Raw genomic sequence first — 23813 nt, forward strand, 5'->3', positions numbered from 1 at the left:
TGAGGGAATCAGTGAATGAGAGACTAATTGAATGAGGGAATCAGACTATTGAATGTCTTTCAATTATAATGTCTTTCAATTTAAAATGGGTGGCATTATTTTGAAATGGATGACAATGTTGTAATTGGATGGCAATGTTGTAAAATGAATATCCTTATTTTTAAAATGAGAGGCAATATTTAAAATAAATGGCATTATTTAAAAATAAAACCTCCCCAGGAATTGTAAAAAAGGTATTTACCAATAAATGAATTAGCCGGGCAAGAATGCCCGGCCATTATGGATATAGACTAAAAAATTCAATCAATTTGCAATGCTAGACTATTGTTCGGAAAATTCGGTTAATGCGGAGTTAATTATCCCATATTTTTTTCCTTTTACTCACATTATTTATTATTCGTAAATTATTGCTGGTCATACAAATCCTTGCTCCTACTCAATCTCCATGCCTGCATGCATGCAAAAATGAATGAAATGAACAGGCCGCATGATGTATATTTTCCTATATTGCATTTACTATCAGGATCACCTATGCCTGGTACCCTCCAAATAACTATGAATAAAATTTACTATTGTTAACCATTAGCGCTAACACATTATGAAAACTCCCTTGAACCCGCTGAATCAGCTGGTAGAAAGCCTGCAATTCCTTAAACAGCCAGAAGACAACATCACTCCATATGAACTGATTGCTTCCATACACCAGGGAACTATTAATGCCATCAGTCATTTGAAAGCAGCACTGGAAACATGCCGGTTAAACGGGCTGCATGAACAGGCCATGCAACGTTATATTATCATTTGTCAGCAGCGATTATGTGCCGTCATTGGTGAATTGCCTACATCATGGCTGAATACAGAATTGTCATCCTCGCACACAATACAGGAGAACACGGCCCTGTTGCGCGCGGATATTTGTTTCCAGCTGGATGAATTCCTGGTTTACCTGCGAGACACCTTCCCTGCTTATTTCAATCGGTTGCTACCGCTACCTAATATTCACAAAGAGATTATCAGACAGCAATTGCTACCGGGAATTCCACTTATTAAAAGGTGGTTTGAGATTACGGAGGAGGGCTGTCATGATCTGCAGGATCTGATCCTGGACTTGTTTGATCAACTGGAACCTGCATCGCCGCATCGGTTGAACGATGCGAAGCTGCAGTTTTTGGTACAACTACATCAACATTTATTACGCCTGCTGGAGCAGGAGAATTATAATTTACAGCATCACCAGTTGCAGTATGTGTTGTTTTGTCTGAACTGCAATACCACGGATTTCTATCATTATTGTACGACGTGGCTGAACAGGCAGTTACATATAGCGAATTCAGTGGAGGAGCAGATGAAGTTGTTGAAAGATTCGTATACTGATATGCAGCAATTGCAAATAAGGTCAGGACAGGCATATAGTCCGGATGCGCCATCGATCAGGGATTTGCTACAGGAGTGGTTGTTTGTGGAAATTAATTACCTGGAGCGGGAAATGAAGGAGGAGCCGGAATTGTTAATAGCACATGAGAAGATCAGGACAAATATGTCGGTATCGATGATGGCATTGATTGTGAGGTTGCTGCGGGCGATGGGGCAGTTGTCGCATAAGCATGTGGATGAGGTATTGCGGTTGTTGCCGAGGTATTTTACGGCGAGGAGGAATGAGCCGTTTACGGAGAGTATATTCAGGGCGAAGTATAAGGAGATAACGAGTAGTACGATGAATAGGATAGCGGGGATTGGCCAGGAGTTGTTGAAGATGATAAAGCCGGAGGAGAGGACAAGCAGGACGAGGCGATCGTCTTTGTGAAGGGTGAGGGAGTGGGATTATGGTGGGGTGTTATCTATTGGAGAAAGAATTTGAGATGCCGCCGGGGAGGTATTGAAGAAAAAGTTTGAGATGCCGGCCGGGTATTGGTATCGCCGAAAGAGTTTGAGATACCGACCGGGTATTGGTATTGCCGAAAGAGTCTGAAATGCCGGCGGGTGTTGGGTATTGCCGATAGAGTCTGAGATGCCGGTTGGGTGTTGGGTATTGCCGAAAGAGTTTGAGATGCCGGACGGGTGTTGGGTATTGCCAATAGAGTCTGAGATGCCGACCAGGTGTTGGGTATTGCTGAAAGAGTCTGTGATGCCGGCCAGGTGTTGGTATTGCCGAAAGAGTCTGAGATGCCGACCAGGTGTAGGGTATTGCTGAAAGAGTCTGTGATGCCGGCCAGGTGTAGGGTATTGCTGAAAGAGTCTGTGATGCCGGCCAGGTGTTGGTATTGCCGAAAGAGTCTGAGATGCCGGTTGGGTGTTAGGTATTGCTGAACTAGTCTGAGATGCCGGCCGGGTGTTAGGTATTGCTGAACTAGTCTGAGATGCCGGCCGGGTGTTAGGTATTGCCAAAGCATTTGATTATTGAAAAAAAAGCCCCCTCGGTTAGAAGGGGTCGAAATATGCTTATTTCTTTTTTTTCTTCTTTTTCACTTTATCCATCTCCGCATTGTGCTGATCCAGCAACAACTGCCAGTTATCATTCGGAATATCCTCAGAAAAACTAATCGTCTCCCGATAATCATTCTTATCAATCTTCATCACTGTAATCTCCTTCCCTAAATATTTCTGAATCTCCTCCAGCACCGGCTTCTCCTCCTCACTACAAAACGACACAGCCTGTCCTTTCTGCACGCCACGACCGGTACGCCCTACCCTATGCACATAATTCTCCGGCACATCCGGCAAGTCATAATTTACTACATAATCCACATTAGGAATATCTATCCCTCTCGCATTCACATCGGTAGTTACCAACAACTTCACTTTCCCGCTCTTAAAGTCTTCCATTGCCTCCAGTCGGTTCTCCTGTTCCTTACCACCGTGCATCACGAGTGCAGGAATCTCCACTCTCGCCATAGCGGCCTGTACACGTTCAGCACGTACCTTAGTCCTCACGAACACCAGTATCTTACCTTCCGGGAATTCCTTCACTAATCTCTCCAGGAAGAATCGCTTATCATCCATGCTTACAAATGCCACGGCATGTTGTACGTTCTTTGACACCGGGTCTTCAGGGGAGATCTGGATCCTGATCGGATTTGTCACCACGGAATAAGCCAGGTCTTTGATATCCTTATCGATGGTCGCGGAGAAGAACAGGGTCTGGTGTCTGCGGCCCATATGTTTCAATACATCCCTGATATCACGGATAAAACCAAGGTCCAGCATGTGATCGGCTTCATCCAGGATGAGTGTTTCGGTAAAGCTCAGGTCAATAAAGCCCCTGCTGATGAGGTCAAACATTCTACCTGGGGTGGCGATCAGTACATCTACTCCCTGGGCCAGTTTTTTCAGCTGAGGGCCTTCGTCAACCCCACCGAAGAGGCCTAATATATTCAGTTTGGTATACTTGGCGATAGTGACAAAAACTTCGGCGATCTGGATGGCCAGCTCGCGGGTGGGCACCATAACGACACATCTTACCTCGCCTTTATTCTTTTTAGGTAGCCTGTGCAGCTTTTGTTGCAGCAGGTGCAGGACTGGGATAGCGAAGGCAGCGGTTTTTCCGGTGCCGGTCTGGGCTATCGCCATTACATCGTCCCCCTTCAAGATGGATGGGATCGCCTTAAATTGGATATCTGTCGGGCGTTTAAATCCCAATTCCTCCAGGCTTCGTTTTATCTCCGGGGAAATACGATACTGTTCAAATTTCATAGTGCAAAGATATGGGATGTAGGGGGAATGTGTGGGGGGTGGGGGAAAGGGAGGGGAAATTTTGATGTTTGGAGAGTAGATCAGTAAGGCATAAGAGCTTCTTTGAAAGGAGAAAATGTGGGAGGAAAGGGAAAGGAAATATGGCTTTAGGGAGAGTGGTTTTGAGAGAATAAATGGCTTTTTTTAAAGGGAAATTATCAGGATGATTGGGGTAGGTTTTTATTTTTTTAGTTCAGAAGAATGGCTGTAAATTGAATACCAGTAAGGATTTTAAAACAAAAAAAATTTAACTTATGAATGTCAATTTGCAACAGGAAAAGCAGACAATTTTGGATGCTTTGCATCACACAGAAAGTGGAGTTTGGGCAACGCCACCTGAATTATCCAGGATTTCTGGGGTCAATTTGGAAAGTGTATTAAGAATTATCTACAATTCTGATGAGTTTTTACAATGTGGGGTAATGAGTGAAGACGGATTGCCTTTATTCACTTCCCGAAAATTATATAAAGAAAGGACTCCTTTCAGGAGAAGAGTATTAACAAGTTTAAAATACGCATAATGTATAGTATTCCAATTCCAATTGTATGCTGCCTTTTAGGGGCAATAGCGGTACAAATAGTAAAGTTTATAGATGATTCAAGGTTACCCCCTGACAAAAGGCCTGATTACCTTTCCCCCCTATACTATATCCGAGGGATACTCGTTCTTTTAGTGGCGGGTATTCTCGGTTATGTATATTCTGAGAGTCAGCCAATCGGCAATAGGATCATTTATTTCCATACGGGAGCATGTGCGCCCTTAATAATAAGGGCATTCGTAAATACGCTGCCTACCAATATGCTGCCGGAAAGAATCAATATGAAGTGAAAATGAAAGTTTAACCCCTAATAATTTCCTATAGAATGCCTACCTTGCTTCCAGACAAAACACTTCCCATTGGCAAAAGCAAAGGCAAACACAGACTCCGGCATACCATTACGCTCCCCGCTTTCCCGGTTCTTCACTAACCTTCATCCGATCAAAAGAATCCTGATTGCCCTGCTTGCCTGCGGCATAGTCTGGTTCTTTATCAAAAACGAATACATCACCACTTTGCTGAGAACGATGATCCTCTGGGATGTATTTTCCCTGGTGTTCTGTGCCCAATGCGTTTACATTTTTTTCAACCGTACGACTAAAGAGATCCGTGAATACGCGAGACAGGAAGATGGCAGCCGACTCATGGTATTTGTACTGATCGTGTTAGCGTGTTTTGCCAGTATGCTGATGGTGCTGTTGCTGATGTTGTCATCAGAGTCGAAAGAAGCGGGACTGGTGGTATATCTGCCGGTGGCGGTGGCAGGGATATTATTGTCATGGGCGATGGTACATTGTATGTTTGCTATTCATTATGCACATATTTATTATGATGACGACGAGGAAGATAATACCAGGCATGTTGGGGGATTGGATTTTCCGGAGGAAAAGAATCCGGATTACCTGGATTTTGCTTATTTCTCTTTTGTGATAGGGATGACATTTCAGGTTTCTGATGTGGAGATTAGTAACAGGAAATTGAGGAGGTTGGCTTTATTACATGGGTTGCTGGCCTTTGGATTGAATACGTTTGTAGTGGCGTTAACGATTAATTTGGTGGCTGGGTTGAGGAACTAGTGTATAACAACAACCAAAATATGTTTGGCATAAAAATATTATAATAGCTTATGCTTGTCGCATAAGCTATTTATTTCTACAACCATTTATAATTTCCCTATTCCATACTCCAAAACGCCTGCGTTGCCAGCACCTCGGCCCTTCTCAACATCTTCCTTTCTCTCAATGGCTTTACTATCCCCCAATAGCCCTGCTCAATATACTCCCATCCAAATGCTGCCGTACTAAACACTATCATGATCGCCGCAAATAACTGCAATCCCATAAAAACCGAAATCCCTACATGCAATAACACCACACCTACATAAGCATACACCCTCGTCTTTCTCCACCAGATAAATACAGGATAACCGATCTCAATCAATAATGTACTCCAGCAAATCATCTTTGCTAACCAGGGATACCCCGCCAGCCAATGCATATCAAACTTTGCAAACTGCCCCTGCATGAATGTCTGCCAGATCGCCTCTCCATTCCACCATTGCGTACCCATTGCCTTTTCCAGGCCCGAAGCCAGATAGACGATGCATAAGTGGATCTGTAATACTCTTATGGACAGCGCATTCCATTCACTCACACTACTCTCATTATTCTTCCATGTAAATGACTCCCCTACCGGCATCAGGATACAATAGAACAACGCGATGTGTAAAAACGTCTCTACTCCATACGCCGCCATAAAGCCAGTGTTGATGAACATCAGGTGTAATCCCCAGGCAAGGGTTGCTGCGGCTCTGGTGGACATGCCCATTAGCAGGAAGACTAAACAGATCAGGTATACACCCATTAACACATATACCATTGTATCCCCGGATATACCCGTCGCAGTGGCCAAAGGTTGTAACCAAGATAACTGTGGCATCAGGGGAGATACGATGCCCTTACTAAGCGCCCATGGGATAAGGCCGTTTACGCCATATAACATAACGACATTACCTAGTAGACAGCATCCCTGCACTAAGCCAATGAATGCAATGGCAATTCTAAAAAATGCTAATGGCTCGCCGGAGCGGGGCGAGAAAAAGAAGCGTTGTAATACACCGGAATACCTGTTCATAAAATCTATTTATAGATGAAGGACATCATCCCCGGCGGGGGGTATTAGGATGTGCCCAATCCTCCTACCGGACATGTTTATTTATTGAAATTCTATTTTCATCTTTACCCAAATCAGGAATGATCGATTATTAACTATTTTGATTTAGTCTTTAATCAAACCAGACAGATCTGATTATCGACTCTTCTTTTATTATCTTTTACCAAATCAGACGTATCCAATTATTGACTGCTTAAAATTCACTGTCAAATCAAGCATTTCCAATTATCGACCCTGCTTTTATTATATTTTACCGAATCAGACATATCCTATTATTGACGGTTCTTCTATTATCCCCTATCAAATTAGACATTCCCGATTATTGACTATTCTTCTTATAATCTTTCACTAAAAAAGGCTCCCACTTTGGCATCACCCCATTCCTATAATCCTTCATTTCCGGCACCAGCTTACTTACCACTGTAATCCTGACCATCGTACCATCAGGTGCTTCCTTCAACACATATGCCGCACAACTCCTCGCTAACAAAGGCTGCGCTTCTTCTATACTGAAAAAATTATAAATCGTTTGAATCCTTCTGTTACACTCGCTATTATTCCCTTCCAATCTCATTACATGCTGAGATTTCCCATTCGCCACTGTGTATAAAACCGCAATCTCATTACCAATATGCGGAGCGAAAAAACTAAAAATGTTTCCCGCGCCGGTGAAGTCGCCATAGCTGGATAACCAGGTGGTCCGTTTGCTCCACTCTTTAAAATGAGCGGCATGTAAAGCGACTACCACTAAATGGAAGAGCGCGATGCTCATCCAACAAATATGCTTCCACGTTATCATAAAAAAGGTTAAAATGAAGCAGGAAAAAAGTTAAAAAAAAGGCCAGCTGAAAAACAGCGTATAAGATTTCCAGCTGGCCCTGGGGTTAAGTAGTATTAGGCGGATGAAAGACCAGGAATGTAACAGGGATTAATCAAAGTCTTTCAGCGAAATCAATTTGGTTGAAATTGGGGTTAGGAAATAGTTGGACTATTCTTTTGTGAAATACTCCGTTAAGAGAAACTACATGGCACCTATCATCAAAGGAATCCCCTGAAATCGTTCCATTCAATGCTTCAATGAAAGCAATATTCTAAGAATCTCATGGCACCTATCATCAAAAGGAATCCCTGAAATCGTTCCATTCAATGCTTTAATGAAAGCAATCATCTAAGAATCTCATGGCACCTATTATCAAAAAGAATCCCGAAATCGTTCCATTCAATCTTCAATGAAAGCAATCACCTAAGAATCTCAGGGTACCTATCATCAAAGGAATCCCAGATATCGTCCCATTCAATCTTCAATGAAAGCAATCATCTAAAAATCTCATGGCACCTATCATCAAAAGAAATCCCCGAAATCGTTCCATTCAATGCTTTAATGAAAGCAATCACCTAAGAATCTCATGGCACCTTTAAGTCACTTCTTTTAATGAAACAATGAAACCCTGCTTTCCCTTTCCTACCCCATCACCTTAAAGCTCCGATTATTACCAATCAGTCAAAGGCCTTTCACCCCTACCAACTAGTTAATCCCTAATATCGCACCACCAGCTACCTCCTCAATATTGAGCTTTTCAAACCCTTTATCAAGGCTCACAAAATTCGCCCTGATATCCCTCAGCACAATCGGATCAAAACATCCGATCATATTCGGAAACTTCCTTCTCAATATATCCTCCCATCTCAAACTGGTATAGATCGTCAGCTTTCCACCTGCACTGGCAGGCACCTGGGTGATGTCTCCCAAGCCATAAAACCCTCTTGTAAAGTAAGGCAGCGCTGTCCCCTGGGGCAGTGATAACCTAAACTTTTCCAAAGGAGACCTGGCCAATACCTTCGTATCTACAGCATCAGGTTGTAGTCTGCTGGCAGCAGTCAGGAACGACTTTGTTGCCAATACCTTCTGACTGGCAGACAATTCTGTAATTGTCAGATCTGCGAAAGTTCTGCTATCAACTTTTTGAATCAATTCTGCCGCTCTTTTGGCTATATCCAGGTAGGGAATCATTGTAGGACAAGTCTTTATCCAAATCTTCTTAAAAGGGGCTTTGGTGTATCCAATTTTTTCCAGGTATGGAAAAGGCATTGGCGTTCTTCCATCGCCGAATTGGGTTTCATCGGAAAGACTGCCATAAGTTGTTTTGGTGATGTAATTATTTGCCGGCAACGCATCGAAAGTGAGCAGATACGTTTCCGGCCTAAGGTCTTTCAATATGGCATCCATTTCGTCTGTGCCGGTTGTAACAGTTGCAGCTACTTCCGAATCAGGACGTAAGGAAGCCTGTTCTTTTTTGCAGGAAAACAAGATAAGTGCAGCGAGGCCAGCTACACCCGCTAATAGGTTGCGTTTCATTTTTTGGGGTTTGAGGTTTTGAACAACAATTGTTTACGACACAAAAGTCATGGAATTACCTCTTGCCCACAAGCAGAAAAACACCTGTTTTCACAACGTAGAAATACGCAAATATGGGGTCAACAAATCAATGGGGGGTGGGGGGGACTATGCGCTTTAACCCACCGGGTTTAATTATTCGAAACTTTGAAGTGGGATGAGCTATGATTTTAACATAGCTCGCTGACCAGTTGTCATCCCACATTTGAAATTGGGACGGGCTATGCTTTTAAACACAGCTCGCTGCCAGCAGCTATTCCACATTTAAAATTGGAACAGGCTATGATTTTAACACAGCTCGCTGACCAGTAGTCATTCGACATTGGAAATTGGGACAAGCTATGATTTAATACAGCTCGCTGACCAGTAGTCATTCCACATTGGAAATTGGGACAAGCTATGATTTAACACAGCTCGCTGCCAGCAATCACTCCACATTTGGTACTTTAAAGAAGGACGCACTTACTCCAAAGCATAGCCGGTGAGAGAGCCGTCATTCGATTTAAGACTTCTTTGATGGAGGCGAGCCATATTTAAAGGACAGCCTCCCAGGAATAGTTATTCAAAACGGGTTAATAATAAAATCCGATAAAAGGCGAGCTATACCATAAAGCATAGCCCACCGGGTTTATTGTTTGTTTATTCGCAACAGATGAAAGGCCAATCATGCCCGAAGGCATAATTCAAACCATTGGGGTTATAATAAATCAACTGGACGAAAAGAGGTTCAAGGCGAGCTATACTATAAAGCATAGCCCACCAGGATTATTCACCTTAAATTTGCTCTGATTAATAAATAACGCAGGCCGTCATAAAAGAAGTAGGAAATAATCACCTGATCCATACAATCTTTCCACCTTTGCTGGACTTATATGTCCCGCTGGCAGCATCATAATAATACGTACAGGTACCAAAGTGGTCAAACTGACATTCATAATCATATCCTTCTATACCTGCTTCTACATAAGCAGTACCATTCCAGTAATATTGAGTTTCCTCACGGTGATTCTTAGTGAAAGAGCTGGCAATAGCGGAGCCGGTACCGATTACAACAGCCAGTGTCATTAACGAAAGTTTTAAATTTTGAGTCATGGGTTTACATTTTGCGGGTGACAGGGTTAACAATACTGGGTACGTACTTTTTAAATATGGATGATCAAGGCCGTAAAACAATGAAACGAAGATATAATAGTCTGCTGCAACGCCGCCGCAGTTTTAGACAAGAATTTATTTTAACTTTTCATGTACCCCATTCAGTGCTAAAACGGAATAATATTGAGCTTTACGGCAAAATAGCTGCATCCGCCAGCCAACCAGATTTCAATTTCAATAAGTGTTTTTAATACACCTCAGCTCTAAAAATATTTTACTTTTTAAAAATATCTTTATAGCTTTGCGTCAAAATAACACAAAGACCCCATGCCATCATTCAGTAGCTACAAAAACCCATCGCTGGCAGCAGATCTTGTTGTGTTTGGTTATCAACAGGGTATCCTCTCTATTCTGCTCCTGAACAGGAATACGGAGCCGTTTAAAGATCAATGGGTACTGCCCGGTGCCTTCCTCCTTATGGAAGAACGCCTGCGCGATACCTGCGCCCGTGTACTGAAAACCAAACTAGGTATGGATGACCTGTATCTGGAGCAACTCTGTACCTATGATGAGCCCAATCGTGACCCAAGAGGCCGCGCTATCGCAGTTGCCCACTATGCACTGGTAAATCCAGCCAGGTTTGCCATCACCGCAGGGACCATGGCGAATGATGTGAAGTGGTTCAATGTGAAAGAGTTACCAGGTCTTGGCTTTGACCATGATCTCATTGCCGCAGATGCACTCAAAAGTTTGCAGCATAAAATCCTTCATTATCCTGTTGGGTTTGAGTTGCTCAATGACCTTTTTACTATGCCGGAACTACATGCACTGTATGAATGTATCCTGGATATCAGTATTGACAGGAGGAATTTTAGAAGGAAAATCCTGGATGCGGGGTATATTATTAGTACCGGTAAAAAAAGGGAAGGATTGCATAACAGGCACCCGGATCTGTATGAATTTAATAAGGAGCTGAAGAGTATTCATTTGAGTTTTTGATCCGGGCAATTTTGAAAATACCCATTAGTTAATTCCTGCAATGCATTATTCATCAAATCATGAAACGCATACCACTATATAGACCCGTTGGCCTCAGAGAGCTGGCCCACAACACCCATTATAAAACAGACCCTTTCAAAATTTTATAAACATGACTTACGATAATAACTGGCTCATCGCCCAAAAACCAACGCCAACTTTCTGCTTCTTCTGGGGCCACCAACCTTCCAAAGACGGCAGTATTACCAAATCCTGCTTTAGCCAGTGGTGGGTAGCACCTTTTACTGTCAATGAAAAGACTTATCCCACCGCTGAACACTGGATGATGGCAGGCAAAGCCACCCTGTTTGGCGATACCGAAATCGAGAAAAAGATCCTTGCCACCCCATCCCCTGCTGCGGTGAAAGCACTCGGTAGAAAAGTTGCCAATTTTGATCCTGCTAAGTGGGATGCAGCGAAAAGAGAGATCGTAACACAGGGGAACTTCCATAAGTTCTCCCAACATCCTGCACTGAAAGCATTCCTGTTGGCAACAGGCGAAGAAGTGATTGTAGAAGCCAGTCCCATGGATAGGATATGGGGTATCGGGATGGCCGCTATTAATGAAAATGCCACACACCCTGAAAAGTGGAGAGGGCAGAATTTACTAGGCTATGCATTGATGGAAGTAAGAGATCTGTTGCAAGCCCCAAATTAAAAACACATGAACCAAAAAGAAACATCCAAATTCCTCAGCCTGATCCTCCGCCACCAACCGGAGCTCATCGGACTGAAACTAGATAACAACGGCTGGGCTGATGTAGACACCCTACTCGCCCTCGCCGCACGCCGTAAACGCATCACCAGGGAAGAACTCGAAACCATCGTGGCCGAAAGTGACAAACAACGCTTTGCCTTCAACGAAGACCACTCTAAAATCAGGGCCAACCAGGGCCACTCCATCAAAGTAGACCTGGAACTCCCCATCACCACACCACCCGAGTTCCTCTTCCATGGTACCACCGGCGCTTTTGTATCCGACATTCTAAAAACCGGCATCCGGAAAATGAGCCGCCAACACGTACACCTCAGTATCGACAAAGCCACCGCTACCAAAGTAGGCAGTCGCAGAGGCATCCCCGTCATCCTCACCATCCGGAGTGGTGACATGCACAGAGATGGCATCCCATTTTTTGTATCTGCCAATGGTGTATGGTTGACCGACCATGTGCCTGCTAAATATATTTCACAATGACATCTCCCATCAAAGGTGCCCTCCTTGGTCTTGCCGTTGGCGATGCCCTTGGTGTACCTGTAGAATTTCAGTCACGCGACCTCCTCACCCGTTATCCCGTTACCAACATGCGGGAATACGGTACCCATGGCCAGCCGGCAGGTACCTGGTCCGACGATAGTTCGCTTACGTTCTGCCTTGCTGAAACCCTTGTAAAAGGCTATAGCCTCCAGGACCTCGCCAACCGCTTTATCAACTGGCGCTATCATGCTTACTGGACGGCTCACGGCAAGGTCTTCGACGTAGGCAACGCTACCAATACCGCTATCCATTTTCTCTCTCAAGGCACACCGCCTATCGTGGCAGGCAGTACAGATGAAGACAGTAACGGCAATGGTTCACTCATGCGGATCCTGCCCCTCCTGTTTTATATCAGGGACTTTGATATCAATGATCGCTATCAGCATGTGCGGGATGTATCCAGTATGACCCACGGGCATATCCGTTCCATTGCCTGTTGCTTTATTTACCTGGAAGTTGCGCGTCATATTCTGAAAGGAGATCAACCTGCCGATGCGTACCTGACTGCGATTAGAGATGTGAATAAATACTTCAAAGAGAAGGATTTACTCAACAAGACAGAACTTGAAATATTGGCACCTATACTTTCCGGCTCGCTGATCAATACACCTGTCAGCGAGATTCACGGTACCGGCTATGTGGTGCACACGCTTGAAGCTGCTATCTGGATCCTGGTCCATACAAAGACCTATGCTGATGCCGTATTGACTGCTGTCAATCTCGGCAATGACACAGATACCACCGCCGCTGTGGTTGGTGGACTTGCCGGCATGCACTACGGTTGGGAAGAAATTCCTGCCGAATGGTTAAACATTTTAGCAGGAAAGGATAGAATTGAAGAACTGATTGCTAACTTGCAGGTCAAATTCAAGATCTAATGGCCCGAACGTTTGTAATTGGGGATATTCATGGCGCATTAAAAGCATTAGAACAACTGATAGGTCAACTCCTGTTGCAACCGTCGGACAAACTAATATTCCTTGGTGATTTTGTAGATGGATGGTCGCAATCCGCAGAGGTGGTTGAATACCTGATGGCTTTGCAACAGCAATATGACTGCATCATCATCAAAGGGAATCATGATGCCTGGTGCGAACGTTGGCTGAATGGTGAAGATCCTGATCCTGTATGGTACAGGAATGGCGGGAAACAAACCATTGCCAGTTACGAAAAGGTTTCTCCGGAACAACGCATGGTACACCTGGAATGGTATCAACGTCTTCGACTCTACCACATAGATGAGCAAAACAGGATCTTCCTGCATGCAGGGTATGCAAGTATGCATGGTCCGGAGAAAGAGCATTACGATACTAATTTCTATTGGGACAGATCGCTGTGGGAAATGGCGCTGTGTATGGATAGGCGGATTCCAAAAGATTCAGTGCTCTACCCGAAAAGATTATTACTGTTTAAAGAGATTTTTATTGGCCATACGCCTACTATCAACTATGACGTGACGGTGCCTATGAATGCATGTAATGTGTGGAATGTGGATACCGGCGCGGCTTTTATGGGAAGGATCTCAGCGATGGATATTGATACGAAAGAGTTTTGGCAGAGTGAGCCAGCGTATGTTTTTTATCCGGGAGAAAAAGGAAGAAATAAATAAGCAGATTGAAATTGTGATAAAAGAGCTTGTAGCAAAAGTAAATTTCCGGGATTTAATCCGGATGCAGATGGAGAGATTTCTATCATTGAAGGTTAAATGACATCAATTTACTTTTGATACAAGCTCATTTTTTTATTTAAACGTTGGGCACTTATTTCATACCCATTTCTTTCTTTGCCAATGTCATATGCTCATCCTGCTGATCTTCCTGGTAGTAATACACAATCCCATCCTCCATTACAATCCTGTTCTGCAAATCCTCATCACTTAAATAATTACATCCGTTGTACACCAGCCATGGATCCGCAATTTGCTTCCAGCCGTTCTTTGTAAATCCCCAGGTGCTCATCATATAAGTACAGCCATGCAAGGGAGCCTGGTATACGGAAATATCATCTCTGCCATCGCTGTTTAAATCCCCTTCATTGATGAGACGGATCTCTCCATAACCCGTTACCAGTGGCTTTATGTCGGGGTTGGAAAACCTAATCACATATTCATCCTGCCCTTCCTCTTCCATCGCCTTCCTGTACAAGACACCGAATGCCTGGTCCAGGTTGCCGTCTCCATTAAAATCTCCGTCTATTTTGATCGTGTCCGGTACCACCTGCGGCGTTTCAGGGGGTGCAACTACTGTCATCACACCTGTATCTACTTTCGCGGCTTGACCTAAAAAGGAGTCTGGAGTAGTATCAGCAGTTTTTCCCGGGGAATTGCACGAGACCAGCCCTGGAATAAGGATAAAAAGAAGGTTTTTATACATGGATTTAGCTTATTCCAACAAAAGTATTAATTTCATTTTGATAATACATAATACTTATGTTCGCTACTACTTTGAAAACGCTTTTTCGCAGGGATCTTGAAAAATTGATCCAGGAACTTTCACTCTACACCAATGAAAGTAAGATCTGGTATATTGAAAAGGGCATCAGTAATAGTGCCGGGAATCTTGCATTGCACCTGGTAGGGAACCTGAATACTTACATTGGCTTGTACCTGGGCAATACGGGATATGTGCGTAACCGTGAGCTGGAGTTTTCACAAAAAGATGTGCCGAGAGCAACGCTGATTAAAATGGTTGAGGATACGATTGTAGTGATTGACAAAGTGATGGATGAGTTGACAGCGGAGCAGGTAGCTGCCTTATATCCGATTGAAATATTTGGTGGTCCTATCTATACAGAACATTTCCTGATGCACTTAAGCGGGCACCTGATGTACCACTTAGGCCAGGTAAATTATCACAGGCGATTGCTGGATGCATGATTTTTCAGGTCATGCATTCCAGGAATTTCATTCTTTTTCAATGAAATAGCCTTCCCTCACTGCGCTCCACATATCACTGGAAACCCTTTTCCCGCAAACGTTTGCGTAAATTTATCTGTCTCTGTCTGATCACCTGCCAAACATTTCCATGTAAATTCAGGTAAAATAAATTCCCGTATGAAAACACTTCTACTAGCGCTGCTATGTCTGGCAGGAGCTGGGCTCTCCTATGCGCAAACCCTGTATGTATCCCCCAGTGGATCTGCCTCGAACCCCGGCACCAGCATCAGTGCTCCTACTACACTTGCCAACGCACTGGCAACAGTCAGCGCAGGAAACACTATTTATTTAAGAGGAGGTACCTATAGTTTAAGCGCCCCCGTTATTATCACTGCAAGTAACAATGGTACATCTTCCGCGTACAAGAGTGTCGTTGCTTATACCGGCGAAACCCCGGTTTTAGATTTCTCCGCCATGGCGATTGCCGATGCCAACCGGGGTGTAATCCTGGATGGAGATTACTGGCATTGGACCGGCATCACCATCCAGGGTGCCGGCGACAATGGAATGCTCCTGGCGGGCAACAGCAACATCATTGAACGCTGTATCTTCAAAGGCAATCATGATAGCGGATTACAACTCAGCCGCTATGTGACATCAAACACTACCCTCGCTTCATGGCCGACGAACAACACGATCCTGAACTGCGAGGCCTACGACAACCAGGATCCTGACAATGAAGATGCCGATGGCTTTGCAGCAAAGCTTACCTGCGGCACAGGCAATGTATTCAATGGTTGTATCTCTCACAACAATATTGATGATGGATACGATCTCTATGCAAAATCAGAAACAGGCCCTATTGGTCCTGTGACACTCATCAATTGTATTGCTTATGGAAATGGTACGCTCAGCAGTGGCAATACTTCAGGTGATGGTGATAAGAATGGCTTTAAACTCGGAGGAGATGGGATTGCTGTGGCACACATTGTACGCCGTTGCGTGTCTTTCAACAATGGCCACCATGGTTTTACGGACAACAATAACCCTGGTGCGATGGAAGTGACAAACAATACCAGTTACAATAATGCTGCATCCAATTTCAATTTCCGTACGGGTAGTACCGCTACTTTCAAAAACAATCTATCTTACAATGCCGGTTCTTCTGATGCGACAAATGGTACGGATGTAACGCCTACCAATGTTTGGTGGAAGAGTGGTGCCAGTTCTAACACAGGAGGATTGGTGGTCAGCAGTGCAGATTTTCAGAGCCTGTCACTATCTGTGAGCAGGAACAGTGATGGGAGTCCGAACCTGGGTAACTTCCTGGCACTGGCATCCGGCAGTGATATGATTGACAAAGGTGTAGCTACGACAGGCATTACTTATTCAGGCACTGCACCTGATATCGGAGCCAGGGAATCAGGTGGCAGTACTAATCCATCTACTTATACGGTAAGTGTAACTGTATCTCCTGCTGCAGGAGGTACAGTTACACTGAGTCCGGGTGGTGGTACTTATACATCGGGAACCGTGGTCACGCTGACGGCCACACCTGCCAGCGGTTATACATTCAGTGGCTGGAGTGGTAGTGCCAGTGGGACTGCTACTACAACTACGGTAACGGTTAGCTCGAATCTTGCTGTTACGGCAAGTTTTAACAGCAGCAGTACGGGTGGAGGTTCTACCCTGCATATCGATGATGCGGCAGCTAGTACAGGTGGTTATTGCAGTGCTGATGGCAGCAGACAAAATACTTATTCCGGTGCCGATGGTGGGTATTACATCAACCTGAGCAACTCAGCAGCCAAAGGGGTGAATTATAGTGTGAGTGTGCCTGCTGCGGGGACCTATTCATTTGTATGGCGTTATTCAAATGGCGGAGCAAACGTTTCTACGACGGCGAAGTTGTTAGTAAACGGAAGTACGGCAGTCCCCAGTGTGTCATTTCCTAAAACCAGCAGCTGGACAGCATGGACGACTACGGCTGCGGTAACAGCTACCCTTGCAGCGGGTGTGAATACGATCAGGATTGAAACCCTTTCTTCTACAGAATTTGCCTTGATAGATTGGATGGAGGTAGCGGGTAATAGTCCTACCGCAGGGGCATGTGGTTCATCTGCTTTGTCAGCAAGATCTGTAGCGCCGAAACTGGAATTTACGCAGACGAAGATTTATCCAAATCCGGCTACGCATACAGCGGCGATCAGTTTTTATAATGAGCAGGCGGATCGGGTGCAGATCAGGATGTATACATCAAACGGGCAGTTGGTTAAAACGATTGCGGATAAGGAATTTCCGGCAGGGAGTAACCAGTTGGCAGTGGATGTGAGTCGCCTGCCACAGTCATTGTATTTAATAAAAATAGAAAACTCAGCCGGTAGTAATATCCTGAAACTGATTAAACAATAATTGAGATGCCTCGCCTGCTGCTGATTTTTGGCAGGGGCGAGGTTTACTGCGTTATCTGAGGTATTATTGTGTTGTCGAAGTTTTGCTGCCTTATCAGAGGTTTTCGGATGTTATTGCCTTATCAGAGTTTTTACTGTGTTTGTAAAAGTTTTGCTGCCTTATCAGAGGTTTTTGGGTGTTATTGCCTTATCAGAGTTTTTACTGTGTTTGTCATAGTTTTACTGCCTTATCAGAGGTTTTCGGATGTTATTGCCTTATCAGAGTTTTTACTGTGTTTGTAAAAGTTTTGCTGCCTTATCAGAGGTTTTTGGGTGTTATTGCCTTATCAGAGTTTTTACTGTGTTTGTCATAGTTTTACTGCCTTATCAGAGGTTTTCGGATGTTATTGCCTTATCAGAGTTTTTACTGTGTTTGTAAAAGTTTTGCTGCCTTATCAGAGGTTTTTGGGTGTTATTGCCTTATCAGAGTTTTTACTGTGTTTGTCATAGTTTTACTGCCTTATCAGGGGTATTACTGCGTTGCCAGTTATCATTGATCCCTTCCCTGTATTATTTTTGATTGTTATGTTAGCCAGGCACCCATACATTATAAATTTATCGATCTATTTAAATAACTATAATTCCTCCCTAATTATTATTATTTTACTATCTGCCAGGAAGTATTAGTACAATAACCCATACATCAACCAAAATGTCAATTTCAAGAAGGGAGTTCCTTACCAGTACGGGAACAATGGCTGCTGCCTACCCCGCCATGCTCGCTTTAGGGATGCTAAGAGAAGCCCCTGCACATGCCTTTTCGCTCGCCGGGAATGGAAAGGGAAAGCACATCATCATTTTAGGAGCTGGTCTGGCAGGAATGGCTGCCGCTTATGAATTATTAAAACTAGGCTACCAGTGTACCATCCTGGAGGCCCGTGAGCGCTCAGGAGGGCGTGTGTGGAGCATAAGGAAAGGGACTACGCACCGGGAGACAGATCTCCCACTCCAAACGGCCCAATTTGATGAAGGGCTTTATTTCAATGCGGGCCCTTCGAGAATTCCTCATCACCATGGACTGACTTTACATTATTGCCGGGAATTACAGGTGCCAATCCAGGTGTATAACAACATCAATGAGGCGGCGTATTTCTTTGCAGAGGGTAAGGGGCCACTTTCGAATAAGAAAATCCGGGTGCGTGAGATTCACAACGACCTGAGGGGTTATACTGCCGAACTGCTTGCCAAAGCAATAGACCAGCACAAACTCGATACAGGACTTACAACTGAAGACACGCAGAAAATTCTGGAATACCTGCGGGCAGAGGGCGGCCTGGACATCGACAAATTGTACAAAGCGTCTGACAGAAGGGGTTACCTGGAAGGTCCGGGTGCCGGGGATCTGCCGGGGAAGATAGCGCCGGCACATAGTCTGGCGGATATTATTAATTCCGGTTTAGCGGATCCTGATTTCTACAATGTATCTGAGTATGTATATGAATTGCAAATGACCATGTTCCAGGCAGTCGGTGGCAATGATCAGATTGCAAAAGCATTTGAGAAAAAGGTTGGACAATGTATACAATTTGGCTGCGAAGTGACAGGGATTCATAATCAGCTGGAAGGTGTGAAGATTAGTTATAAGGACAGCAAGGGGGCGAAGGAACTGGTGGGGGATTATTGTATTTGTACAATTCCTACGCCGGTGCTCAGTAATGTGGATCACAACTTCTCATCTGATGTGAGCAGGGCGATTGATTACATTCCTTATATGGTCACAGGGAAGATAGGAATGCAGTTTAAGCGGAGATTCTGGGAGGAGGATGAGCATATCTATGGCGGCATTACACATACCAACAATGAGCTGACACAGATCTTTTACCCTTCCTATGATTATTTGTCGAAGAAGGGAATTTTGTTAGGCTATTACAATTTTAATGAGAAGGCGCGGCAGACGGGCAACCTATCACACCAGCAACGGGAAAAGCTGGCGATGGATAAGGGCAGGCTGATACATCCGCAGTATGATAAGGAGTTTGAAAGTTCATTTTCAGTGAGCTGGCATAAGACCCCTTATAGTATGGGCGGATGGGCGCTGTATAATAATACGACCAGACAATCACATTATAAAAGCCTCTTGCAGGCAGATAAGCGGGTGTATTTCGCAGGGGAGCATACGACTTATCTGAATGCATGGATGGCAGGAGCATTTGAATCGGCAAGAAGGACAGTGACGGATTTACATGCAAGGGTATCAGAGCAAAGGATTTCTTATCCCATTACAACCAATATCTAAAACTCATGATGATGCGTACCACCAACAAATCTATTAACAGGCGGGAATGGTTAAGGACCACCGCCTTATTTACGGGAGGCCTGACTATGTTGCCCTCTGTATTGCAGGGAGCGCCTGTAGAAAAAGCGGCTTCAGGTTTGCCGATCGGGGCGATGTCAACAACAAACAATCTGTCAGCTTCCGCTGGCCTACATGCTGATGCCGAGCTGGCAGCGCGTGTACCGGGTGTATTGAAAGCCCGTTTATTTGCCAATGAAAACCCTTTCGGGCCATCTTCCCTTGCCAAGAAAGCTATGATAGATAGTATGGATAATGGCTATCAATATCCCTTCATGCTGCTGAAAGACCTGGAAGCAAAGATTTGTGCATATGAAGGACTGGATGCGAAGATGCTGATGACGAGTGCAGGTTCATCGCCATTACTGTTAGGTGCAGCGATTACCTTACTGGGCAATGGCGGCAATATTGTGAGTGCAGATCCTACTTATGATGACTTACCTACGCGTTGTGAAAAAATAAAAGCGACCTGGGTGAAGGTGCCTTTGAAAGCAGATTATACTCATGACCTGGATGCGATGGAGAAGGCGATTACGCCTGAGACAAAACTGGTGTACATCTGCAACCCGAATAATCCTACAGGAACGATAGTAGATGTGGCGAAACTGAAAGATTTCTGCGAGCGGGTTTCCAGGAAGGTGCCTGTGTTTGTAGATGAGGCCTACATTGATTACCTGCCGGATCCGGCGGCGACTACCTTGATTGATGGAGTGAAGAAGGGGCAGAACATTATCATCGCACGTACATTTTCTAAAGTATATGGTTTGGCCGGACTTCGTATAGGCTATGTAATTGCGCAACCTGCGATGATCGATTTATTGGGACATTATTCAGCAGCGGGTGGCTATGCCTTGTCATTGCCGGCTATTACGGCGGCTTTGGCCAGTTATAATGATAAGGCTTATATCGATGAAGTGAAACAGAAAATGGAGGCGAGTAAGCATTTCCTGTATGAGACGCTGAAAAGTGAGGGGTATACTTATATTCCTTCGCATACCAACTTTGTGATGTTTCCATTGAAAATGGAGGGGCCAAGGTTTGTGGAAGAGATGAGTAAGCGGGGAGTGGGATTGCGGAACTGGAAATTGAATAACCAGGATTGGTGCAGGATCAGTATTGGCAGGATGGATGAAATGCAGGCGTTTGCGGCTGCTTTTAAAGAATTATCTTAAATAAGAATATGCGCACATTAATTTTATCATTGAGCTGTATGATTTGGATGGGTACAGCATTTGGACAGTCAAGGCCGATTCGCACGGAGGAATATGAGAAGGCGAAGACATTTACGGTAAAAGATCTGGATAATGATACTTATGTAAAGTTTAATAACGCTTATGTGCTGGATCGGTACGAGATGCGGAAACCGTATATAATAACCGGGGATGATGGCTTGAAGAAAAGGATAGATTTATACCGCCTGGTGGCGAAGGATAGTATGCAGGAGATAGGGACGGTTATATTTTATACGAATGAAAAGGGGGTATTGTATACGGCAGTATTGCCTTTGTTTAATAGCAATGCGGAGATTTGGAATAAGTATTTTGAGGATATACATGCGATAGATAAGGTGGAGAAGAATTATGTGTTGAAGTTGTCGTATGTGTTGTCGAGGGAGTTTAGTTTTCAGTTGTATAAGGCGATGAATGCGGGGAAGGATGTAAAGGCGGAGGCGGGGACATACGGAACGGATATATGTTTTCCGGGGGATGAGGAGGTGATGCTGGCAGATGGGTCGCGGAAAGTGTTGAAGGAGATATTACCGGGGGATAGGATCGTGAGTTTGGATGCGGAGACGCGGAAGACGAGTGTGATGACCGTGAAGGAGTTGGTGGTGCATGAGGCGAAGAATTATGCGATCACGCGCTTGCTGGCGGTGCATGTGGATGCTGTTGATAAGGAGGATGTGCATGTGGTGAGGATATCGGGGAAGGTGTTGGAGGCGACACCGAATCATCCGGTGCAGACATCGGCGGGGAAGAAGAAGATGGGAGAGGTGAATGATGGGGAGGAGTTGTTGTGTATGGATGAGGGGAGTGGAAAGGTGATGGGTTATGTGGTGGTGAGTAAGATGGAGCAGGCTGGAGGTATGCAGGCGGTGTATAATATAGTGGCGGAGGGAGAGGGCACGTTTATGATGAATGATGTGATGGTATTACAGAAGTGATATTGATTTTATATTTTTTAAAACCCGTATTTGCTTGATGTGAATACGGGTTTTTTATTGGGTGTTATCGTTTTGATCTGCGGATTTTTATTTGGCTGGAATGGTTGATTTTGTTGGGTTTTATAGGCATATATTCGTTACATTTATATAGAATTCCATTAAAGAAAAACCAAAACTCCAAAACATGTCAACATCGTTTTACAATTTTGATTATTACATAGAGGCTAATGAAAAACGGGATGCAGTGATACGAGCTGAGTATGACAAAGTGCTCGGCAGGGTGTCAAATATATTGATTATTTATTCCGCCATTTCTGTATCACTGATTTCAATTTGTAAAGATTTATTCACTGTTCCATTTAACTTTTGGTACTTCATGGCGGTTGTCCTATTTGGGGTGCCGTTTTTGGTATCGTTTGTTTATGCGATTCGGTTTTTATTTCCGATTGTTATTCCGGTTCTTGTTGAACCAAGAGAATATTATGCACAGTTACGATTAGAGCTGGAAGCGACTTATACCAATAGGCCTGAACTTTCAGAGGCTCAAAAGGAAGAGATTAATCACAGGATAAAGACCATGTACTTAGAAGAACTGGAAGACGCTATAACGAACAATACCGTTTTAGTTTGCCGTAAACGGGACTATTACCATAATGCGCTGAAATATGCGATATACAGCATATTTCCTTTCATTATATGCCTGATATTTCACTTAATACATTAATAAAAACAATCAATATGGAAAATGAAAAGTATCCACAAAAACATTACCCCGGTAGTAAATATCCGGGTATTAGAGATGAGGATCGGATAAGAGTAAAATGTGCAACCATTAACTTATGGACAGGAAAAGTAACTCCTGCCAGGTTTACATTCCCCAATGGGAAGGTAATTACAATTTATCCATACTAAAAAAAGCGCATTTGCCCGTAAGCAAATGCGCTTTTTTACTAAATTTCACTACTAAACATTTATTGTTGCAACATGGTATCCAGTACCGGGGCTATCCCGTCACTATCCTCCATGACATCATCAGACTCGATCCGGCTCGTCTCCGACAGGTCCTTTCTCATGTCCATTTCTTTCATTCCCTTAATAAATTCCCCCTTCTGTATAATACATATCGCGCCATACACATTATTCATACTCAACTGCACCCATACCTCCGCTCCTCTATTCCTTAACACATACGTTTTCAACTCAATTCCCCCAAAACCCACCGTAAACCCTCTCTCCTTATCATAAATCTCCTCATCTCCCACTCTCTCCATCTCCGCTTTCGTAGGTATATCCGTACTCACCTTCACACCTCCCACACTCGTTATCATCCTGTCAAAGCTCTTCTCCACTTTCGAAATACTAAACGTCGCAGGCCTACTCTCCTCTCTCACCAGCTCCGCTTTGAACGACCTCCCTTCCACAGGCATCAACTTTCCATCTGCGAGGAAATATTCCTGCCCACTCTCTTTCAGTTTCACATTCCGATATTGATAACCTTTAGGTGCCGGAAAGAAGGGGAAATTCCCCAAATCGATATTGGTCCTGGGTACTTTGTTCATATCAAATGCAACACGTGCAACAGTAGGATAAGTCTCCGCTGTATCAGCATTGACCATTGTATCTGTAATAGTGCTATCTCTATGAACCATAGGCTGTTTATGCGGCTGGCAGGCAGGGAGTATGTATAATAGAGGGATTAGAGCACAGAGATACCGTTTCATAGAATGCTTGAATTTGGCTGACATTAAACAACAATCATGCTAATAAAAGTTGGATAGCTAGGATGGCAAATATAATACGCTCATATTCAA

Annotated in this window: 23 protein-coding genes; 15 read left to right on the forward strand and 8 right to left on the reverse strand. The window is 44.1% G+C overall.

The annotated features are described in order from the left end of the window. Nucleotides 1-598: 598 nt before the first annotated feature. Entirely contained in the window at nt 599-1804 is a 1206-nt protein-coding gene (locus tag DXN04_RS31005) for a hypothetical protein (protein ID WP_116857317.1), read from the forward strand. 17 nt (nt 1805-1821) lie between these two features. On the opposite strand, the gene DXN04_RS34665 is transcribed toward DXN04_RS31005, so the two are convergent. Together DXN04_RS34665 and DXN04_RS31010 are read right to left on the reverse strand one after the other, a co-directional pair. Further along, nucleotides 1822-2385 carry a hypothetical protein gene (locus tag DXN04_RS34665; protein ID WP_147320115.1) on the reverse strand — a complete coding sequence of 188 codons (564 nt, stop codon included), beginning with the start codon at nt 2383-2385 and terminating at the stop codon, nt 1822-1824. 54 nt (nt 2386-2439) lie between these two features. Continuing rightward, a complete protein-coding gene (locus DXN04_RS31010; RefSeq protein ID WP_116857318.1) occupies nt 2440-3690 on the reverse strand; it encodes a DEAD/DEAH box helicase in 1251 nt (416 codons plus the stop codon). A gap of 293 nt (nt 3691-3983) precedes the next feature. Here DXN04_RS31010 and DXN04_RS34670 point away from each other — a divergent pair, with 293 nt between their 5' ends. Together DXN04_RS34670 and DXN04_RS31015 are read left to right on the forward strand one after the other, a co-directional pair. Next, nucleotides 3984-4250, forward strand: a complete 267-nt coding sequence (locus DXN04_RS34670; protein ID WP_147320116.1) for a hypothetical protein — start codon at nt 3984-3986, stop codon at nt 4248-4250. A 377-nt stretch (nt 4251-4627) separates the two neighbouring features. Further along, the gene (locus DXN04_RS31015; RefSeq protein WP_233525726.1) at nt 4628-5344 is read left to right on the forward strand and encodes a DUF1345 domain-containing protein; all 717 of its coding nucleotides are present in this window, start codon (nt 4628-4630) and stop codon (nt 5342-5344) included. 97 nt (nt 5345-5441) lie between these two features. Here DXN04_RS31015 and DXN04_RS31020 read toward each other — a convergent pair whose 3' ends face one another. The 4 genes from DXN04_RS31020 to DXN04_RS31035 all read right to left on the reverse strand — a co-directional run bounded on the left by DXN04_RS31020 (nt 5442) and on the right by DXN04_RS31035 (nt 9900). After that, nucleotides 5442-6401: an HTTM domain-containing protein gene (locus DXN04_RS31020; protein ID WP_116857319.1), complete on the reverse strand. Its 960-nt coding sequence runs from the start codon at nt 6399-6401 to the stop codon at nt 5442-5444. Nucleotides 6402-6759: 358 nt separating this feature from the next. Beyond that, nucleotides 6760-7212: a hypothetical protein gene (locus tag DXN04_RS31025; RefSeq protein ID WP_116857320.1), complete on the reverse strand. Its 453-nt coding sequence runs from the start codon at nt 7210-7212 to the stop codon at nt 6760-6762. Nucleotides 7213-7965: 753 nt separating this feature from the next. After that, complete coding sequence (locus tag DXN04_RS31030; protein ID WP_116857321.1) at nt 7966-8796, reverse strand: hypothetical protein; 831 nt, start codon at nt 8794-8796, stop codon at nt 7966-7968. Between the two features lie 870 nt (nt 8797-9666). Further along, a complete protein-coding gene (locus DXN04_RS31035) occupies nt 9667-9900 on the reverse strand; it encodes a hypothetical protein (protein ID WP_233525727.1) in 234 nt (77 codons plus the stop codon). A gap of 354 nt (nt 9901-10254) precedes the next feature. Between DXN04_RS31035 and DXN04_RS31040 the strand changes: the two genes are divergently transcribed. The 5 genes from DXN04_RS31040 (at nt 10255) to DXN04_RS31060 (ending at nt 13829) form a co-directional block, all read left to right on the forward strand. Then, nucleotides 10255-10926, forward strand: coding sequence for an NUDIX hydrolase (locus tag DXN04_RS31040; protein WP_116857323.1), 672 nt, complete (start codon nt 10255-10257; stop codon nt 10924-10926). 151 nt (nt 10927-11077) lie between these two features. Next, complete coding sequence (locus tag DXN04_RS31045; protein ID WP_116857324.1) at nt 11078-11623, forward strand: NADAR family protein; 546 nt, start codon at nt 11078-11080, stop codon at nt 11621-11623. Between the two features lie 6 nt (nt 11624-11629). After that, nucleotides 11630-12160: an RNA 2'-phosphotransferase gene (locus DXN04_RS31050; protein ID WP_116857325.1), complete on the forward strand. Its 531-nt coding sequence runs from the start codon at nt 11630-11632 to the stop codon at nt 12158-12160. Continuing rightward, a complete protein-coding gene (locus tag DXN04_RS31055; RefSeq protein WP_116857326.1) occupies nt 12157-13098 on the forward strand; it encodes an ADP-ribosylglycohydrolase family protein in 942 nt (313 codons plus the stop codon). Before DXN04_RS31050 ends, DXN04_RS31055 begins: the two co-directional genes overlap by 4 nt. Next, the gene (locus tag DXN04_RS31060; protein WP_116857327.1) at nt 13098-13829 is read left to right on the forward strand and encodes a metallophosphoesterase family protein; all 732 of its coding nucleotides are present in this window, start codon (nt 13098-13100) and stop codon (nt 13827-13829) included. The genes DXN04_RS31055 and DXN04_RS31060 overlap by 1 nt, the downstream gene beginning before the upstream one ends. A 151-nt stretch (nt 13830-13980) precedes the next feature. Here DXN04_RS31060 and DXN04_RS31065 read toward each other — a convergent pair whose 3' ends face one another. Beyond that, the gene (locus DXN04_RS31065; protein ID WP_116857328.1) at nt 13981-14592 is read right to left on the reverse strand and encodes a hypothetical protein; all 612 of its coding nucleotides are present in this window, start codon (nt 14590-14592) and stop codon (nt 13981-13983) included. Nucleotides 14593-14648: 56 nt separating this feature from the next. Between DXN04_RS31065 and DXN04_RS31070 the strand changes: the two genes are divergently transcribed. The 7 genes from DXN04_RS31070 to DXN04_RS34985 all read left to right on the forward strand — a co-directional run bounded on the left by DXN04_RS31070 (nt 14649) and on the right by DXN04_RS34985 (nt 22914). Then, a complete protein-coding gene (locus DXN04_RS31070) occupies nt 14649-15095 on the forward strand; it encodes a DUF1572 family protein (RefSeq protein ID WP_116857329.1) in 447 nt (148 codons plus the stop codon). A gap of 177 nt (nt 15096-15272) precedes the next feature. Beyond that, nucleotides 15273-17507 carry an InlB B-repeat-containing protein gene (locus tag DXN04_RS31075; RefSeq protein ID WP_116857330.1) on the forward strand — a complete coding sequence of 745 codons (2235 nt, stop codon included), beginning with the start codon at nt 15273-15275 and terminating at the stop codon, nt 17505-17507. Between the two features lie 690 nt (nt 17508-18197). Then, on the forward strand, nt 18198-19781 hold the full coding sequence (locus tag DXN04_RS31080; RefSeq protein ID WP_199415179.1) for a flavin monoamine oxidase family protein: 1584 nt from the start codon (nt 18198-18200) through the stop codon (nt 19779-19781). A gap of 152 nt (nt 19782-19933) precedes the next feature. Beyond that, the gene (locus DXN04_RS31085; protein ID WP_394337853.1) at nt 19934-21010 is read left to right on the forward strand and encodes a pyridoxal phosphate-dependent aminotransferase; all 1077 of its coding nucleotides are present in this window, start codon (nt 19934-19936) and stop codon (nt 21008-21010) included. Nucleotides 21011-21018: 8 nt separating this feature from the next. Further along, nucleotides 21019-22002, forward strand: coding sequence for a Hint domain-containing protein (locus DXN04_RS31090; RefSeq protein ID WP_147320117.1), 984 nt, complete (start codon nt 21019-21021; stop codon nt 22000-22002). A gap of 184 nt (nt 22003-22186) precedes the next feature. Then, nucleotides 22187-22726 carry a hypothetical protein gene (locus tag DXN04_RS31095; RefSeq protein WP_116857333.1) on the forward strand — a complete coding sequence of 180 codons (540 nt, stop codon included), beginning with the start codon at nt 22187-22189 and terminating at the stop codon, nt 22724-22726. 14 nt (nt 22727-22740) lie between these two features. Beyond that, nucleotides 22741-22914 (forward strand): hypothetical protein, encoded by a 174-nt coding sequence (locus DXN04_RS34985; protein WP_158569252.1) that lies wholly within the window; start codon nt 22741-22743, stop codon nt 22912-22914. A gap of 59 nt (nt 22915-22973) precedes the next feature. On the opposite strand, the gene DXN04_RS31100 is transcribed toward DXN04_RS34985, so the two are convergent. Beyond that, nucleotides 22974-23651: a hypothetical protein gene (locus DXN04_RS31100; RefSeq protein WP_147320118.1), complete on the reverse strand. Its 678-nt coding sequence runs from the start codon at nt 23649-23651 to the stop codon at nt 22974-22976. Between the last annotated feature and the right edge of the window lie 162 nt (nt 23652-23813).

Origin of the sequence: Chitinophaga silvisoli (assembly GCF_003412465.1) — a bacterium.
Taxonomy (GTDB): Bacteria; Bacteroidota; Bacteroidia; order Chitinophagales; family Chitinophagaceae; genus Chitinophaga; species Chitinophaga silvisoli.